General features: G+C 61.7%; 11 protein-coding genes. 7 read left to right on the top strand and 4 right to left on the bottom strand.

Translation table 11 applies throughout. The features are described from left to right. Window positions 1-30: 30 nt before the first annotated feature. A complete protein-coding gene (locus tag ACIOAU_RS12690) occupies window positions 31-651 on the top strand; it encodes a response regulator transcription factor (protein WP_101321292.1) in 621 nt (206 codons plus the stop codon). After that, window positions 651-4259: a response regulator gene (locus tag ACIOAU_RS12685; RefSeq protein ID WP_401182551.1), complete on the top strand. Its 3609-nt coding sequence runs from the start codon at window positions 651-653 to the stop codon at window positions 4257-4259. The genes ACIOAU_RS12690 and ACIOAU_RS12685 overlap by 1 nt, the downstream gene beginning before the upstream one ends. Window positions 4260-4310: 51 nt before the next feature. On the opposite strand, the gene ACIOAU_RS12680 is transcribed toward ACIOAU_RS12685, so the two are convergent. Beyond that, window positions 4311-4655 carry a YggL family protein gene (locus ACIOAU_RS12680; protein ID WP_101321297.1) on the bottom strand — a complete coding sequence of 115 codons (345 nt, stop codon included), beginning with the start codon at window positions 4653-4655 and terminating at the stop codon, window positions 4311-4313. Between the two features lie 184 nt (window positions 4656-4839). Here ACIOAU_RS12680 and dacB point away from each other — a divergent pair, with 184 nt between their 5' ends. Continuing rightward, a complete protein-coding gene (gene dacB / locus ACIOAU_RS12675; RefSeq protein ID WP_101321299.1) occupies window positions 4840-6300 on the top strand; it encodes a D-alanyl-D-alanine carboxypeptidase/D-alanyl-D-alanine-endopeptidase in 1461 nt (486 codons plus the stop codon). Between the two features lie 65 nt (window positions 6301-6365). Here the strand turns inward: dacB and ACIOAU_RS12670 are convergent, their stop codons facing one another. Together ACIOAU_RS12670 and rlmKL are read right to left on the bottom strand one after the other, a co-directional pair. Beyond that, window positions 6366-8723: a diguanylate cyclase gene (locus tag ACIOAU_RS12670; RefSeq protein ID WP_401182298.1), complete on the bottom strand. Its 2358-nt coding sequence runs from the start codon at window positions 8721-8723 to the stop codon at window positions 6366-6368. 101 nt (window positions 8724-8824) lie between these two features. Beyond that, on the bottom strand, window positions 8825-11026 hold the full coding sequence (rlmKL, locus tag ACIOAU_RS12665) for a bifunctional 23S rRNA (guanine(2069)-N(7))-methyltransferase RlmK/23S rRNA (guanine(2445)-N(2))-methyltransferase RlmL (protein ID WP_150570718.1): 2202 nt from the start codon (window positions 11024-11026) through the stop codon (window positions 8825-8827). Between the two features lie 546 nt (window positions 11027-11572). Between rlmKL and rmf the strand changes: the two genes are divergently transcribed. Further along, a complete protein-coding gene (gene rmf / locus ACIOAU_RS12660; RefSeq protein WP_101321305.1) occupies window positions 11573-11788 on the top strand; it encodes a ribosome modulation factor in 216 nt (71 codons plus the stop codon). 97 nt (window positions 11789-11885) lie between these two features. On the opposite strand, the gene ACIOAU_RS12655 is transcribed toward rmf, so the two are convergent. Continuing rightward, on the bottom strand, window positions 11886-12911 hold the full coding sequence (locus tag ACIOAU_RS12655; RefSeq protein WP_101321307.1) for a quinone-dependent dihydroorotate dehydrogenase: 1026 nt from the start codon (window positions 12909-12911) through the stop codon (window positions 11886-11888). A gap of 138 nt (window positions 12912-13049) precedes the next feature. Between ACIOAU_RS12655 and ACIOAU_RS12650 the strand changes: the two genes are divergently transcribed. From ACIOAU_RS12650 to ACIOAU_RS12640, 3 genes are all read left to right on the top strand, one after another. Continuing rightward, window positions 13050-14264 (top strand): CmpA/NrtA family ABC transporter substrate-binding protein, encoded by a 1215-nt coding sequence (locus tag ACIOAU_RS12650; RefSeq protein WP_401182292.1) that lies wholly within the window; start codon window positions 13050-13052, stop codon window positions 14262-14264. Window positions 14265-14275: 11 nt separating this feature from the next. Further along, the gene (locus ACIOAU_RS12645; protein WP_101323076.1) at window positions 14276-14851 is read left to right on the top strand and encodes an ANTAR domain-containing response regulator; all 576 of its coding nucleotides are present in this window, start codon (window positions 14276-14278) and stop codon (window positions 14849-14851) included. Between the two features lie 193 nt (window positions 14852-15044). Next, window positions 15045-16256, top strand: a complete 1212-nt coding sequence (locus tag ACIOAU_RS12640; RefSeq protein ID WP_101321311.1) for a NarK/NasA family nitrate transporter — start codon at window positions 15045-15047, stop codon at window positions 16254-16256.

Below are 16256 nucleotides of genomic sequence, written 5' to 3'. Positions count from 1 at the left end.
CACGCCATCTGTCCCAATGGAATGTTAACTATGCAATCCGTATTTATTGTCGACGACCATCCGGTTATTCGCTTGGCCGTACGCATGCTACTGGAAAACCAGGGTTACAAGATCGTCGGCGAGTCTGACAACGGCGTCGACGCGATGCAGCTGATTCGCGAGGCACGCCCCAACCTGGTCATCCTTGACATCGCTATCCCGCGACTGGATGGGCTCGAAGTGCTGGCGCGTTTCCAGAGCATGGCCCTGCCCATGAAGGTGCTGGTACTAACTGCCCAGTCACCCGCGCTGTTCGCCATTCGCTGCATGCATTCGGGCGCATCGGGCTATGTCTGCAAGCAGGAAGACTTGAGCGAACTCATCAGTGCAATCAAGGCAGTACTTGCTGGCTACAACTATTTCCCCAGCCAAGTCCTGCAGGGTGAGACAGAAAGCAGCAGATCGGAATTAGGTCTATTCCGACAGGTCAATGATCGAGAACTGATGGTGCTGCAACTTTTTGCCCAGGGTCGAAGCAACAAGGAAATCGCTTCAGGCATGTTTCTCAGTAACAAGACAGTGAGCACCTACAAAAAACGCCTGATGCAAAAACTACGGGTAAGTACTTTGGTCGACCTGATTGACGTGGCCAAACGGAACGCGCTGGTGTGATGCTGCGAGTGGGGCATTACTTGACCTGTTTGTGCCTTTTCCTGGCCGCCACCGGCTTGTCGGTGGCGGCGGAGCAGGAGCCTACGACACTGACCTTGCTCAAACGTACGTCAGCACAACCAAGCCGCCCACAGCTCAGCGCCGAGCAGCGCAATTGGCTTGAGACAAAGCAACAACTGACGCTAGGCACCTCTTTCCCCGATTACGCCCCGTTCGATATCACCAGCGGTGGCCGTGACTACCAGGGCATTACCGCCGAGTACGCTGCGGTGATCAGCAGCGCGCTCGGGCTGCCGGTGAAAGTATTGCGTTTCGATAATCGCCTGGATGCCGTCGAGGCGCTCAAGCAAGGGCGGATTGACCTGTTGGGCAGCGCTAACGGTTTCGAAGCCGCTGCGCAAGGGCTGGGGCTGTCGGTCCCGTATGCGGTCGACCAACCCGTGCTGGTGACTCGCGAGGACGAGGCGCGCCCGCTGAACAACGGCCTCAATGGCATGCGCCTGAGCATGCTGTATCACTACCTGCCGCCCAAGGTGGTACGCGAGACCTACCCCAACGCTTCACTGCTGACGTTCGGCTCGTCGACCCAGGCACTCAATGCGGTTGCATTTGGGCAGGCCGACGTCTTCATCGGCGATACCATTTCCACCTACTTTCAACTCAATCAGGGCCACCTGCCGCGCCTGCGTATGGCCAATTTTGGCCAACATGAGGCCATTGGCTTCAGCTTCGCCATGCGCCGCGACGCATCGATGCTCAGAGGGTTGATCAACCTCGCGCTGCAAGCTCAGCCAGTGGTGGTGCAAAGCAACATTCTCAAACGCTGGAGCGCCGGTAGCGACATTCTGCTGAGCGAGCGCAAGCTGCAGCTAAGCCCAGCAGAAGAACAGTGGCTAAGGCAGCGTCCATTGTTGCGGGTAGTCATCGACGAAACGGCGGCCCCGGTGTCCTACTTCGACGCGGCCGGTCAGTTCCGCGGCATTACCGCCGACCTGCTGGAAATGCTCCGGCTGCGCACAGGTCTGCATTTCGAGATTCAGCGTGCGGGAAGTGTTGACGACATGCTCGCGCGGATTGCCGATGGTCGCGCCGATGTCATTGCAGCACTGCCGATGCAAGAGCAGCACAACCCGCAACTGCTGGTGACTCGGCCGTATCTGGAAAGCTCGCTGGTGCTGGTCACCCGACACAACGAAACGGCCAGCTCATTCGAGCAACTCAACGGCAAGCGGGTTGCCGTCACACGTGGCAGCGCAGCAGCGCAACTGCTTGCCCAGCAGTACCCGGATGTCATGGCTATCCAGACCGAAAGCCCGTACTACTCCCTGGCGCTGCTCAGCAGCAGTGCCGTCGACGGCGCTGTCAGCACGCTGATCGATGCCAATCATGCGCTGGCCAGCGACCCGGATCTGGTGATTCGCAATACGGTGGGCATCGAGCCCGCCAGCTTCGCGATGGCGAATGCCAGCAATGCGCAGCCGCTGGCAGCTATCCTCGACAAGGCCTTGTTGAGTATCTCTCCAGAAGAATTCGGCGTGATATACAACCGCTGGAGCGGCCTCAATGCGCAAGACGATGCCTATTGGCGGAACCTGCGGCATCTGGCTCTGCAGATTGCAGTGGGGATCTGCTCTTTACTGCTGCTGGCGCTGGTCTGGAACGCGCATCTGCGCCGCCAGATTCGCCATCGCCAACGCGTCGAACGAGCCCTCAACGACCAACTCGAATTCATGCAGGTGATGCTCAATGGCACTCCTCATCCGCTGTTTGTGCGGGGTCGTGATGGCAAGTTGCAAAGCTGCAACGACAGTTACCTGAAGGCGATGGACGCCTGTGCGCAAGACGTCATTGGCAAACGCCTGGAAGAGAGCCTGGGCAGCCAGCATGCCTGTACGCATCAGATCGAAGCCGACTATCAGCAGGTCATGGCCGCCGGCGAGCCGTTGATCCTTGATCGCCAGCTCCGCCTGAAAGATCGCGAACTGACGGTGTACCACTGGGTCCTGCCCTATCGTGACTCGTTGGGTGAAGTGCAGGGCATCATTGGCGGCTGGATCGATATCAGCGAGCGCCGCCAGCTGGTGCAGGAGCTGCGCCTGGCAAAACAGCAGGCCGATGATGCCAACCGTGCCAAGAGCACCTTTCTGGCAACCATCAGCCATGAAATTCGCACGCCGATGAACGCAGTCATCGGCATGCTCGAACTCGCCGTCAGGCACGCCGATCAAGGCCGCGTGGACAAACCGGCACTGGAAGTCGCCTACCATTCCGCTACCGACCTGCTGGGCCTGATCGGAGATATCCTGGATATCGTGCGGATTGAATCCGGGCACATGAGCCTGGCGCCAGAACCGGTCGAGCTGGCTGCTTTGATCAAATCCGTAGCGCGGGTATTTGAAGGCCAGGCACGTGAAAAGGGCCTGGCACTGGAAGTCCAGATCGAGCCGAGCGCACAACGTCACGTACTGCTCGACCCACTGCGTTTCAAGCAGGTACTGAGCAATCTGCTCAGCAATGCGATCAAGTTCACCGACATTGGCCAGGTCCGCGTACACGCACAGCTGCACCGGTCAGCTTCTGCGCCAACCACCCAACTGGAACTTGAGGTGCGCGACAGCGGCATCGGCATTCCCGAGCACGAAATACAAGGGCTGTTCAGTCCCTTCGTGCAGGCCAACACCCAGAGCGACGGCGCACGCTGCGGCACCGGGTTGGGCCTGACCATCAGCCGCACCCTGTGCGAAATGATGGGTGGCACACTGACCCTGCGCAGTTTGCAGGGGGTAGGCACCCAGGTCCGCCTGAGCATGCCGGTCTGCCCAGCCGGTGCACCGGTGGCAGCCGAGGCGGCGATACGCCAGGTCGACGCGCTCAATCCCAACTTGCGCGTACTGGTCATCGACGACCACCCCGCCAACTTGATGCTGATGGCGCAGCAGTTGAATTTCATGGGGCTGCGCCACACCAGTGCCCGGGATGGCAATGAAGCCTTGCAATGTTGGCACAGCGATACGTTCGATGTGCTGCTGCTCGACTGCAACATGCCCCACATGAACGGCTATCAGGTGACGCGAGCCATCCGCGCTGAAGAGCGCGCCAGCAACCGGCCACCCTGCGTCATTTTTGGCTACACCGCCAATGCCCAACCCGAAGTTCGCCAGCGCTGCCAGGATGCGGGCATGAACGACTGCCTGCTCAAGCCGATAAGCCTGCGTACGCTGAGTGAGCACCTCGCCAACGTCACTCCATTACCCGAATCCGCGGCGCTACAGCCCCGCCGAGCGGCGTTCGACGTCGCCAGTGTGAGGAGGGTTGCTGGCGACGACCCGGCAGATCAACAGCGTTTTCTGCAGCTGTTGCAGCAGAGCCTGAAGGATGACTGCACAGTGCTGATGAGCCTTGATCCAGAGCAGCAAGCCCTGGCCATTGTCGAGCAGGCACACAAAATCCTCAGCGCCGCACGGATGCTGGATGCTCAGGCAATGATGGAGGTGTGCGAGCTGCTCGCCAGTGGCGAACTGACGCTGAACGAGCTGAAGCTGAAGCGGCAGGCCTTGGCCAGGCACATGCGCAGAATTGAAAAAGCCCTGAGCCGTCAGCTGGGCTGAGCGTTCAGGGCTTTGGCATGGCGGCGCGCCGACAGCGCCCGCCAGGCTGGATCAGGAAGCCGAGTTGATCGGCTTTTCCGGATACCAGGCGTCGAGCAGCGGGCTGACTTTGACTTCGGTCAGCTCGTTACGGCCCTTGAGCCACGCTTCGACAGCAGCACGCTGCTCTTCGCTGACCGAGCCACGCTCGGCCAGGCAGACCAGACCGAAGTCATCGCCGCCGACGTAGTCCAGGCCGTTGGCGTCCATGGCTTCTACCAGGAAGGCGTCGAGGAAGGCATCGATGGCTTCTTCAGACAGGTCTTCCTTGAAACCAAGGTTCAGTTCGAAGCCCAGCTCCTGGAATTCATCTACGCAGAGTTTTTTGCGCAGACGGCGGGAACGGTTGGTAGCCATGAAACAATCCTCTTAAGTAATTACGGGCGGCACTTTACCAGTTTCCGGGGCGCAGCGGCGCTTTTGTGTCGAACCCGGCACATACAGGACGCGCTTGGGGCATAATGCCCGCTATATTTCGATCTGGGGCCACCATCTTTTACAGCCCCGTTATTTCCCCCTCGCCCGCAGGGTTTTCGTACTTATGATCAAAGCGCTCCGCCCACTGCTGCTCGCCGGCCTGATGCTGCCTCTGGCCATGCCCACTCAGGCCGCCGTCAACACCACCTTGCCGCCCAAGGTGCAACAGGCTCTCAAGACCAACAAATTGCAGGACAACGCCCTGTCGCTGGTCATGCTGCCCCTCGATGGCCCCGGTACGGCAACGGTGTTCAACGCCGATGTGTCGGTCAACCCGGCCTCAACCATGAAACTGGTTACCACCTACGCCGCCCTCGAGCTGCTTGGCCCGACCTTTCAATGGAAAACCGAGTTCTACACCGATGGCACCCTGAGCAATGGCGTGCTCAACGGCAACCTGTACCTCAAGGGTGGCGGCGATCCCAAACTGAACATGGAAAAGCTCTGGCTGCTGATGCGTGACCTGCGCGCCAACGGCGTGCGCACCGTCACCGGTGACCTGGTGCTGGACCGCAGCCACTTCGTGCAGCCCAACCTGCCCCACTTCGACGATGACGGCGGCGACACCAACAAGCCGTTTCTGGTCAAGCCAGACTCGTTGCTGGTCAACCTCAAGGCGCTGCGTTTCGTTGCTCGCAATGACGGCGGCAAGGTCATGATTGCAGTCGAACCGCCGATTGCCAGCATCCGCATCGACAATCAGGTCAAGGCGGTCGCCTCCAAGCAGTGCGCCGGTGAGGTCCGCTATAACCCGCAGGTCAGACCAGACGGTGTCACCGTAGTGGTCAGCGGCCAATTGGGCGAAGGCTGCAACTCGCAGACCTATCTGGCCCTGCTCGACCACCCCGCCTACGCGGCAGGTGCCGTTCGCGCAATCTGGAACGAACTGGGCGGCACCATCCAGGGTGGCGATCGCATCGAGAACGTGCCGAAAAGCGCCCGAGTACTGGCGCGGGCATTCTCTCCCGACCTGGTCGAGGTGATCCGCGACATCAACAAATACAGCAACAACACCATGGCTCAGCAGCTGTTCCTGAGCCTGGGCGCGCAGTTCCGTACCGATGCCGACGGCGATGACGCGCGCGCCGCACAACGGGTCGTGCGTCAGTGGATGGCGAAAAAAGGTATCACCTCACCGCACCTGGTGATGGAGAACGGCTCTGGCCTGTCCCGCGCTGAACGTGTCAGCACACGTGAAATGGCCACCCTGCTGCAGGCGGCCTGGAACAGCCCGTACGCTGCTGAATTCATCAGTTCGATGCCGCTGGTGGGCATGGACGGGACCATGCGCAAGCGCCTTAAACGCACTGCCATGACCGGCCAGGCGCATATCAAGACCGGCACTTTGAATACCGTGCGCGCAATCGCCGGCTTCAGCCGCGACAGCAACGGCCACACCTGGGCAGTGGCGGCGATCCTGAATGATCCCAAGCCATGGGGTGCGTCACAAGTGCTTGATCAGGTGCTGCTTGAGCTGTATCGCCAGCCGAAACTGAACACTGGCACCGCCGCATCGGGGCTCTGAACCAAGCAGTCTGAGCAGCGCGTGCCAGCCGCCGCGGCGCTGCTCGGCAGGCAGATCAGGCCGACTTAAGGCTGCACTACTTCAACTCGGTCGCGGCCACCCTGCTTGGCCGCGTACACCCCGGCATCGGCGCGCAGCAGCAGCGCATCGGCGCCCTCCCCAGGGTGCCAGGCAGCCACGCCGAAGCTTGCCGTGACCTTGCCGACCCCGTTGATCACCAGACTGCGTACCCCCTGCCACAGCTCCAGCGCCAGGGTGCGCGCCTGCGCGATATCGCTACCTGGGCACAGCACCATGAACTCCTCGCCGCCGAGCCGGCAGAACACGTCCGTACGGCGCAGACGATGGCTGATGTGCTGGCACAGGCTGCGCAGGACATCGTCACCTACCGCATGCCCATGCTCATCGTTGATGCGCTTGAAGTGATCGACATCGAGCATGATCACCGCCAGCTCCAGGCCATCACGCGCTGCGCGATCAAGCTCGATCTTCAGCCGCTCCTGGAAGTAGCGGCGGTTGTGAATACCGGTCAACACGTCGGTAATCGATAGCGCCCGCAGCTCGTGCTCGACCCGCTTGGGCTCGGAAACATCGGTCAGATAGCCATGCCACAAGGTGCATCCCGCCTCGCCCAGTTCAGGCGTGGCCTCACCGCGCACCCAGCGCAAACCGGCCCGCGGCAGAATCACCCGATACTCTTCGCGCCACGGGGCAAGGTGCTCTGCCGAGTAACGGATCGAGCGCAGCACCCGCTCCAGGTCATCAGGATGAATCCGCTCGGTAATCGGCGCCGCATCCTCACGCAGCTGATGCAGGTCGATCTCGTAGATGTCGAACAAGCCCTGACTGGCGTAGGGGAAACATGTATGTCCAGACGCATCCAGACGGTACTGATAGATGCCTCCAGGCACTTCAGCACTGAGCTTCTCCAGCAGCCGATCACGCACCGCCAGTGCCTCATGCACGCGGCGCCGTTCAGTGACATCAATGCAGATTGCCAGGTAGCCGACCCAACGGCCGTGCTCATCGAGCACCGGGCTGACCAGCATGGTCGCCAGCAGCTGGCTGCCATCGCTACGTTGCAGGGTCCATTCGCCAGGCTGGTTGTCCGCGGCCTGCGCCGCATCGGCAAAGATTGCCTGAGCGCAGCTGATGTCGCGGCCGTGCTGCTGGCTCAGGGCCTGGGCGCGCTGGTGCAACTCGTCGGCCTGAATCAGCGCGGGCAGATCAAGCCGGCCGACCACTTCGCTGGCGGCATAACCCAGCATGCGCTCGGCGCCAGCATTGAAGGTGATGATCCGGCCCTTGAGGTCAGTGGCGATAATCGCCACCTGAGTTGCCGCATCGAGCACGCTGCGCAGTTGGTTATGGGTGCCCCTGAGGGACTGCTCACTGATGCGCAATTCGGCCGTGCGCTGCTCGACCAGCTTCAATGCGCGCTGGCGCTGGCTGAGCACGCTGTACAGCAAAGCGCCGAGCAGCACGCTCAGCAGCGCCCCAAGTAGCGCGACCGCCGGCACCAACGATGAACGATTGGCGTGCACGAAGCTTTGGCTGGGACGAATCAGCATCTGATAGGGATAACCAGCCAGCTGCAGTTGACGGGCACTGGCCATTGCCAGCGGCGCTGCCGGGTTGAGCGACTGGTACAGCAGGTTTTGCCCGCTGCCATCGCTGATGCGCACCACCAGGTCGTCGTCCGTTGCAGCTGACACACCCTCGCTGACCAAGCGCTGCAAGTCGAGCAGGACAATCACATAACCACTGGGTACACCGTCGCCTGCAACATTGGCGAAGACTGGAGCAAGCATCATCAGCACTACCGCCGCAGGCTGCTCTGGCAACTGCCATGGCGCGGACACCGCCATGCTGCCTGGGGTAGTCGCGCGCACCAAAGTGCTTTGCACGCGTCTCAGGTTGAACAGCTCCAGGCCAGAAGGCAGCCCAGCCAGATTGGAAGTTTGCACAAAGCGTATGGGGTAGGCGTGGCCGCGTAATGCTAAGGGCTGTACCTGCGCCTGGCCGCCAGCATCAGGGGACGCATTGTGGACAGCCAGTTCGGCACTCGCCCCCCACCTGGCGGTGGCAACGGCGGGCGCCCAGGCGTAGGCCAAAGTGCGCTGCAACAGCGGTTTGACGTAACCCTGAAATTCGCCTGCGGTGACGTTATCGGAATAACTGAAAAAGCGCCGCAGGCTATCCAGGCGCTGTTGCTGGTCTGCCAGGCGTTCGGCAATACGGCTGTAGCGGTCTGCGGCCAGCAGCTCGAAGCGCTGGCGCAGTTGCTGTTTGGAGAAGCTGTACGCGGCGGTCGTCAGCGCCGCCGTGAACAAAGCGCCGCTGATTACCGCCAGCAGCGCCAACGCCCAGGCCGGTAATGCCTGATAGAGCAGGCCAAACACATTCGCACGCACCTTCGACATAGAGCGATCTCGTCACGTCAGCGTCCTGCGAATTTTTCAACCCTGACTATTTATAGCTATTGGCCATTAGCGGCGCAACTCCGACATTACCCAGTGCCACTTCAGCGCAGCTGCAAGCGCCAGGCACGGTGGATCTTGCTGTTGCGAGCAAAGTCCGGATCAACCGTCTGCGCGCTTATTTCTTCCACGGCATACCGCGCGCTCACGCTCTCGTCGAGCTGGAACTTGCGGAAGTTGTTGGAGAAATACAGCACACCGCCAGGCGCCAACCGGGCCAGGGCCAGGTCAAGCAACTGCACGTGGTCGCGCTGCACGTCGAACACCCCTTCCATGCGCTTGGAATTGGAGAACGTCGGCGGGTCGATGAAGATCAGGTCGTAGCTCTCGCGGCAGCTCTCCAGCCAGGCCATGACGTCACCCTGCTCCAGGCGATGGCGATCGGAGTAGCCATTGAGCGAGAGGTTGCGCCGCGCCCAGTCCAGGTAGGTCTTGGATAGGTCGACGCTGGTGGTCTCGCGTGCGCCCCCCTTGGCCGCATGCACAGTCGCCGTGGCGGTGTAGCAGAACAGGTTGAGGAAACGCTTGCCGGCCGCCTCGCGCTGGATGCGCATGCGCATCGGACGGTGATCGAGGAACAGCCCGGTATCGAGATAATCGGTCAGGTTGACCAGCAACTTGACGCCGCCTTCGCTGACTTCCTGGAAGCGCCCTTCAGTCGCTTGACGCTCATACTGGCGAGTACCGCTCTGACGCTGACGGCGCTTGAGCACAATACGCTGCTGATCGATGCCCAGTGCCTGCGGGATCGCTGCAAGCACATCGAGCAGACGCCCTTGGGCCTTTTCTGGATCGATGGTACGCGGGGCGGCGTACTCCTGAACGTGCACCCAATCCTGGTAGAGGTCGATCGCCACAGCGTATTCGGGCATGTCGGCGTCATACAGGCGGTAGCAGTCGATATGTTCGCGGCGGGCCCACTTGCCCAGCTGCTTGAGGTTCTTCTGCAAGCGGTTGGCAAACATCTGCGCACCTTCGGAAAGGCGCGCCGGCTCGTTGACGACTGCCACCGGGCGATCGCTGTCAGCTTCCTGGGCCTCGACAGAACGACGCTCGCCGGAGACACCCGTGACGAACTGATCAGGCTGGATCTTGAACAGCAGCAGTTTGCACGGCAACGCGCCGTTCCAGAACGCGTACTGTTTGTGGCTGCGCACACCCATACGCTTGCCCAGTTCAGGCGCGCCGGTGAACACCGCCGCCTCCCAGCCCAAACACGCCTGGCGCAGACGCTCGCCCAGGTTCTGGTAGAGGTAGAGCAAGCTGGCCTCATCGCCCAGACGCTCGCCGTAAGGCGGGTTGCTGATGACCAGGCCTTTCTGGTTCTGGTCCGGACGCGGTTCAAACGTGCCGACCTCACCCTGGTAGATCTTGATCCAGTCGCTCAGGCCGGCCCGTTCGACGTTGTTGCGGCCCGGCTGAATCAGCCGTGGGTCGGCTTCGTAACCGCGAATCCACAGCGGCGGCTTGGCCAGGCCGGCTTCGGCGCGCTGGGTTGCTTCGTCATGAACCTTGCGCCACAACGCCGGCACATGGCCAAGCCAGGCGCTGAAGCCCCAACGCTCGCGCTTGAGGTTGGGCGCAATATCGGCGGCAATCATCGCGGCCTCGACGAGGAAGGTACCGACACCGCACATCGGGTCAGCCAGCGCGCCGCCTTCGGCAGCAATGCGCGGCCAGCCGGAACGAATCAGCACCGCTGCGGCGAGGTTTTCCTTGAGCGGCGCGGCGCCCTGCTGCAAACGATAGCCGCGCTGGTGCAGGCTGTGCCCAGAGAGGTCGAGCGAGAGGATCGCTTCACCACGATCCAGGCGCAGGTGCACACGCATGTCCGGATTCAGCTTGTCGACCGACGGGCGCAGGCCGTCTTTGTCGCGCAGCTTGTCGACGATGGCGTCCTTGACCTTCAGCGCACCAAAGTGGGTGTTGTCGATGCCCGAGCCATGCCCGCTGAACTCCACGGCCAGCGAGCCATCGGCGAGCAGATGATCCTGCCATTCGACGGCATTGACGCCGTCGTAGAGGTCATCGGCATTTTTCATCGCAAAACGTTTGAGCACCAGCAGTACGCGGTTGCCCAAGCGGGACCACAGGCACAAGCGGTAGGCGGTTTCCATGTCGGCCTCGCCACGAATGGCCGAGGTGTGCTCACGCACGTCCTCAAGGCCGAGGCCTCGGGCCTCATCGGCGAGCAGGCCTTCTAGGCCCTTGGGGCAGGTGAGGTAAAGTTCGAAACGGTCCGACATGAGTAATCCAGTGCCTATGGCTATTTGAGTGACGGGACGACGCATCGTCCGTCAGGGTTTTCCCGAGCGCCCTTTTCAGGCGCTCGGGTGGCCTTGCGTGATTCGCGAAGGCCTGGCCGCCCGACAATTGTGCATGCACCCAAGGGTGAAAGCAGCCTTTGATCGTCGAGCAGTACGAAAAATTCTTGCGCCAGGTCATTAAAGTGACCCTTCGTCGCATTTCAAATTAATTCAGCCGTTTTTTGACGACGCTGGCTAAATAGCGGCCAGTGCGGCTAAACCCCGATCACAGCGGGCATTTGCCCAAACAAGGTTGAGTCGCATTTATTTACTTATCACTTCACCTACAGAAACGTTACGTCCTTATGACAAAACGATCATTCACACTGTGACTTTCATTGGTTAGAACTGACCACAGGCCGCTTCGCAACGAAACGGCACTTCAAGCTCGCCACGCCGGCAGCGAGCGCAAACCGGCAGAAAGATTCTGCCCGGCCTCTGTGAGGCCGACGGGACATTACAGTCAACAAGTGAGGGCAACACCCTATGAGAAGACTTAAGCGTGATCCGTTGGAAAGAGCATATTCACGTGGCTACCAGTATGGGGTCACCGGCAAATCTCGCGAACTTTGCCCCTTCACCCTAGCATCTGTACGTCAGGCCTGGATAAACGGCTGGCGCGAGGGTCGCGGAGATAACTGGGACGGCATGACCGGCACTGCTGGCATTCATAGACTCAACGAAAATCACGCCGTTGGCTGATCAAGGAATCTGAATTCGAGTCACCATGCACGCCCCATCCGGGCGGCGGGCTGCGGCCCAGGGGCCCCTTAAAGGGGCCCTTTTTTATGCCCGCTGATCAGCCCCGTGGCATTGCTGCAATGGCATCGACTGCTTCGCGAATCAGCGCCGGGCCCTTGTAAATGAAGCCCGAATAGATCTGTACCAGGCTGGCACCGGCAGCGATTTTCTCAGCTGCGTGACGGCCTTCGGTGATCCCACCTGCGGCGATGATCGGCATCCGCCCGGCCAACTCCCCTGCCAGCACCTTGACCGTATGGGTACTCTTGGCCAGCACTGGCGCACCCGACAGGCCACCGGCTTCAGCGCCATACGGCAGGCTCTCGACGCCTTCACGGGACAGCGTGGTGTTGGTTGCGATCACTGCATCCATGCCCGACTCCAGCAGCGCCGCAGCTACCAGCGCGGTTTCTTCGTCGGTCATGTCCGGGGCAATCTTGATCGCCAGCGGCACACGCTTGGCATACTCAGTGGCAAGCTGCTCGCGGCGCACCGCAAGTGCATCCAGCAACTGCTTGAGCGAGTCACCGAACTGCAGCGAGCGCAGGCCCGGGGTATTCGGCGAGCTGACATTGACGGTGATGTAGCTGGCGTCGTTGTAGACCTTCTCCAGGCCAATCAGGTAATCGTCGACCGCGCGCTCGACCGGCGTGTCGAAGTTCTTGCCGATGTTGATCCCCAGCACGCCATCGAAGCGCGAGGCACGCACCCGCTCCAGCAGGTGATCGACGCCCAGGTTGTTGAAGCCCATGCGGTTGATGATCGCCGTTGCCTCAGGCAGACGAAACAGCCGCGGCTTGGGGTTGCCCGGCTGCGGGCGTGGCGTCACGGTACCGATTTCGACAAAGCCGAAGCCCAGCTGGGCAAAGCCATCGATGGCCGCGCCGTTCTTGTCCAGACCCGCCGCCAGCCCGACCGGGTTGGCGAAGTTCAAGCCCATCACCGTCACTGGCGATGGCGCCGGCTGCTTGCACAGCAGGCCATTGAGCCCCAGCCGGCCACCGGCACCAATCAGGTCCAGGGACAGGTCGTGGGAGGTTTCCGGAGAAAGCTTGAACAGCAGCTGGCGGGCCAGGTTATACATGGGCGGGCAAGACTCGGGGATGAGTGAGGGGGCGATTATAGCCAGCACGCCGCTGGTGCGACAGGCCTTTGCTGACCGTCTGGCATATGCCTTGCTTCAACAGCAGGCACAGCCTATTCGGTACAGGCGAGGATTTTTGTGAATACAGCTCCCCACGCAACACCTCTGGCCTGGGTCAACGGTAGTGACGCGCCGGAAAAACCCAGCCTCGATATCGGTTTCATGGCCCTTACCGACTGCGCTTCGGTAGTGGTTGCCGCCACTCAGGGCTTCGCCCAGCAGCAAGGCCTGACCCTCAACCTCAAGCGCCAGGCCTCCTGGGCCGGCATGCGTGACAAGCTGGTCATTGGCGAGCTGGATGCAGGGCATTGCCTGTATGGCCTGATCTACGCCGTGCACCTGGGCATCGGCGGCAGCGCCCGCCGCGATATGGCCGTGCTGATGGGCCTGAACCAGAACGCCCAGGCCATCAACCTGTCACCCGCCCTGCAGCGCAAAGGTGTGACCAGCCCTGAAGCACTGGCAAAACTGGTGCACCAATCAGGGGCGAAGCTGACCTTTGCCCAGACATTTCCTACCGGCACCCACGCCATGTGGCTGTATTACTGGCTGGCCAGCCAGGGCATTCATCCGCTGCAAGACGTCGCCAGCGTCGTGGTGCCGCCCGCGCAAATGGTCGCCCATGTACAGGCCGGTCGCATCGATGGCTTCTGCGTCGGCGAACCGTGGTCAGCCCAGGCGGTGGCCGAGGGCCAGGGCTTCACCCTCGCCACCAGCCAGTCGATCTGGCCGGACCACCCGGAGAAGGTCCTTGGCTGCGCGCGAGCGTTCGTCGAGCTGTACCCCAACAGCGCCCGTGCACTGGTCAAGGCGATATTGGCCGCCAGCCAGTTTATCGAGCAGAGCCAGGAGAATCGCCGTAGCACGGCTCATCTACTGAGCGGCAGTGCCTACCTGGATACTGCAGTGGCGACGATTGAACCGCGCCTGCTCGGCGACTATCAGGACGGGCTGGGCAATCACTGGCAGGACCCCCACGCACTGCGCTTTTATGACCAAGGCCGGGCCAACCAGCCCTACCTGTCCGATGGCATGTGGTTCATGACCCAGTTCCGCCGCTGGGGTTTGCTGCGCGAAGACCCCGACTACCTGACGGTCGCCAACCAGGTGCAGCAGCTAGCCCTGTACCGCGCTGCTGCCGCTGAGCTCGGCTTGCCAGGCGACGTATCAGCAATGCGCAGCAGCCTGTTGATCGACGGCATCCGCTGGGATGGCAGCGACCCGCATGGCTACGCCCGCAGTTTTCACCTGCACGCCATGACACCGGCGCCTAGCGCCCATCTCGCTCGGTGAAGGGGCTGAACATGCTACGGATCCTGTTGATCGACGACACAGAAAAAAAAGTCGGCCGGCTCAAGCTGGCACTGATCGAAGCCGGCTTCGAGGTCATCGAGGCCACGGGCCTGACCATCGACCTGCCTGCCTGCGTCGAAACGGTGCGCCCGGACGTGGTCTTGATCGATACCGAGTCACCGGGGCGTGATGTCATGGAGCAGGTGGTGCTGGTCAGCCGCGATCTGCCGCGGCCGATTGTCCTGTTCACCGACGAACACGACCCGGATGTGATGCGCCAAGCGATCCACGCCGGGGTCAGTGCCTACATCGTCGAGGGCATTCAGAGCAGCCGCCTGCAGCCGATTCTGGATGTAGCGATGGCCCGCTTCGAGAGCGACCAGGCGCTCAAGGCCCAGCTGTTGGCGCGCGACCAGCAACTGGCCGAGCGCAAGCGTGTGGAGCATGCCAAGGGCTTGCTGATGAAGATGAAGGACTGCAATGAAGAGCAGGCCTACACCCTCATGCGCCGCCAGGCCATGAGCAAGCAGCAGAAGCTCATCCAGGTGGCGGAGCAGATCATCGCCATGCACGAGTTGCTCGGCTGACACGGATGCCTCCCAAGGGGTTGGCCCGGCTTTTGCTGTGCAATCACTACAGGTAGCCAACGGCGGTTGCCACAGTTTCCGACAAAGACGTCGCTCACCCCTCCATCAAGATGGATCGGGTAGCGGCGTCTTTTTCGTTCCAGCCCAGCACAGCCTGGGCATGACAACCGTTGCAAGCCGCGTGAGGTGTTCGATGAATACGAGCTTCTGGAAATCCGGGCATGTGCCTACCCTGTTTGCTGCATTCCTGTATTTCGACCTGAGTTTCATGGTCTGGTACCTGCTCGGCCCGATGGCGGTGCAGATTGCCACCGACCTGCAGTTGACCCCACAAGAGCGCGGCCTGATGGTCGCCACGCCCATCCTGGCCGGCGCCCTGCTACGCTTCGGCATGGGTCTGCTGGTCGATCGTCTGTCGCCCAAAACCGCTGGACTGATGGGCCAGGTGGTGGTGATCGTGGCGTTGGCCTGCGCCTGGCACTGGGGCGTGCACAGCTACGAACAAGCCTTGCTGCTGGGAGTTTTTCTCGGATTTGCCGGCGCTTCGTTCGCCGTGTCACTGCCGCTGGCCTCGCAGTGGTACCCGCCGCAGCATCAGGGCAAAGCGATGGGCATCGCTGGCGCCGGCAACTCCGGCACCGTCTTCGCGGCGCTGCTGGCGCCGGCCCTGGCCGCAGCCTATGGCTGGAACAACGTGTTCGGCTTCGCCCTGATCCCGCTGCTGCTGACTCTGCTGGTGTTTGCCCTGCTGGCCCGCAACGCGCCGCAACGACCAAAACGCAAAGCCATGGCCGACTACTTCAAGGCGCTGGGTGATCGCGATAGCTGGTGGTTCATGTTCTTCTACAGCGTCACCTTTGGCGGCTTCATTGGCTTGGCCAGCGCCCTGCCGGGCTACTTCAGCGACCAATATGGCCTGAACCCGATCACTGCCGGCTACTACACCGCGGCCTGCGTGTTTGGCGGCAGCATGATGCGCCCGCTGGGCGGCGCTCTGGCCGACCGCTTTGGCGGCATCCGCACCCTGCTCGGCATGTATGGCGTAGCTGCGGTATGTATCGCCGCGGTCGGCTTTAACCTGCCTAGCGCCACGGCTGCGCTGGCTCTTTTCGTCAGCGCCATGCTTGGCCTGGGCGCCGGCAATGGCGCAGTGTTTCAGCTGGTGCCGCAGCGCTTCCGCCAGGAAATCGGAGTAATGACTGGCTTGATCGGCATGGCCGGCGGCATCGGTGGCTTCCTCCTGGCCGCAGGGCTGGGCATGATCAAGCAGCACACCGGTGACTACCAGCTGGGTCTGTGGCTGTTCGCAAGCCTGGGCCTGCTGGCCTGGTTTGGCCTGCATGGGGTCAAACTACGCTGGCGCACCACCTGGGGCTCGGCTGCGGTTACCGCAGCGCGGGTATAG

The sequence above is a fragment of the Pseudomonas sp. NPDC088322 genome (assembly GCF_044740745.1).
Taxonomy (GTDB): domain Bacteria; phylum Pseudomonadota; class Gammaproteobacteria; order Pseudomonadales; family Pseudomonadaceae; genus Aquipseudomonas; species Aquipseudomonas shirazensis.
This window is presented reverse-complemented; position numbering and strand designations above follow the sequence as displayed.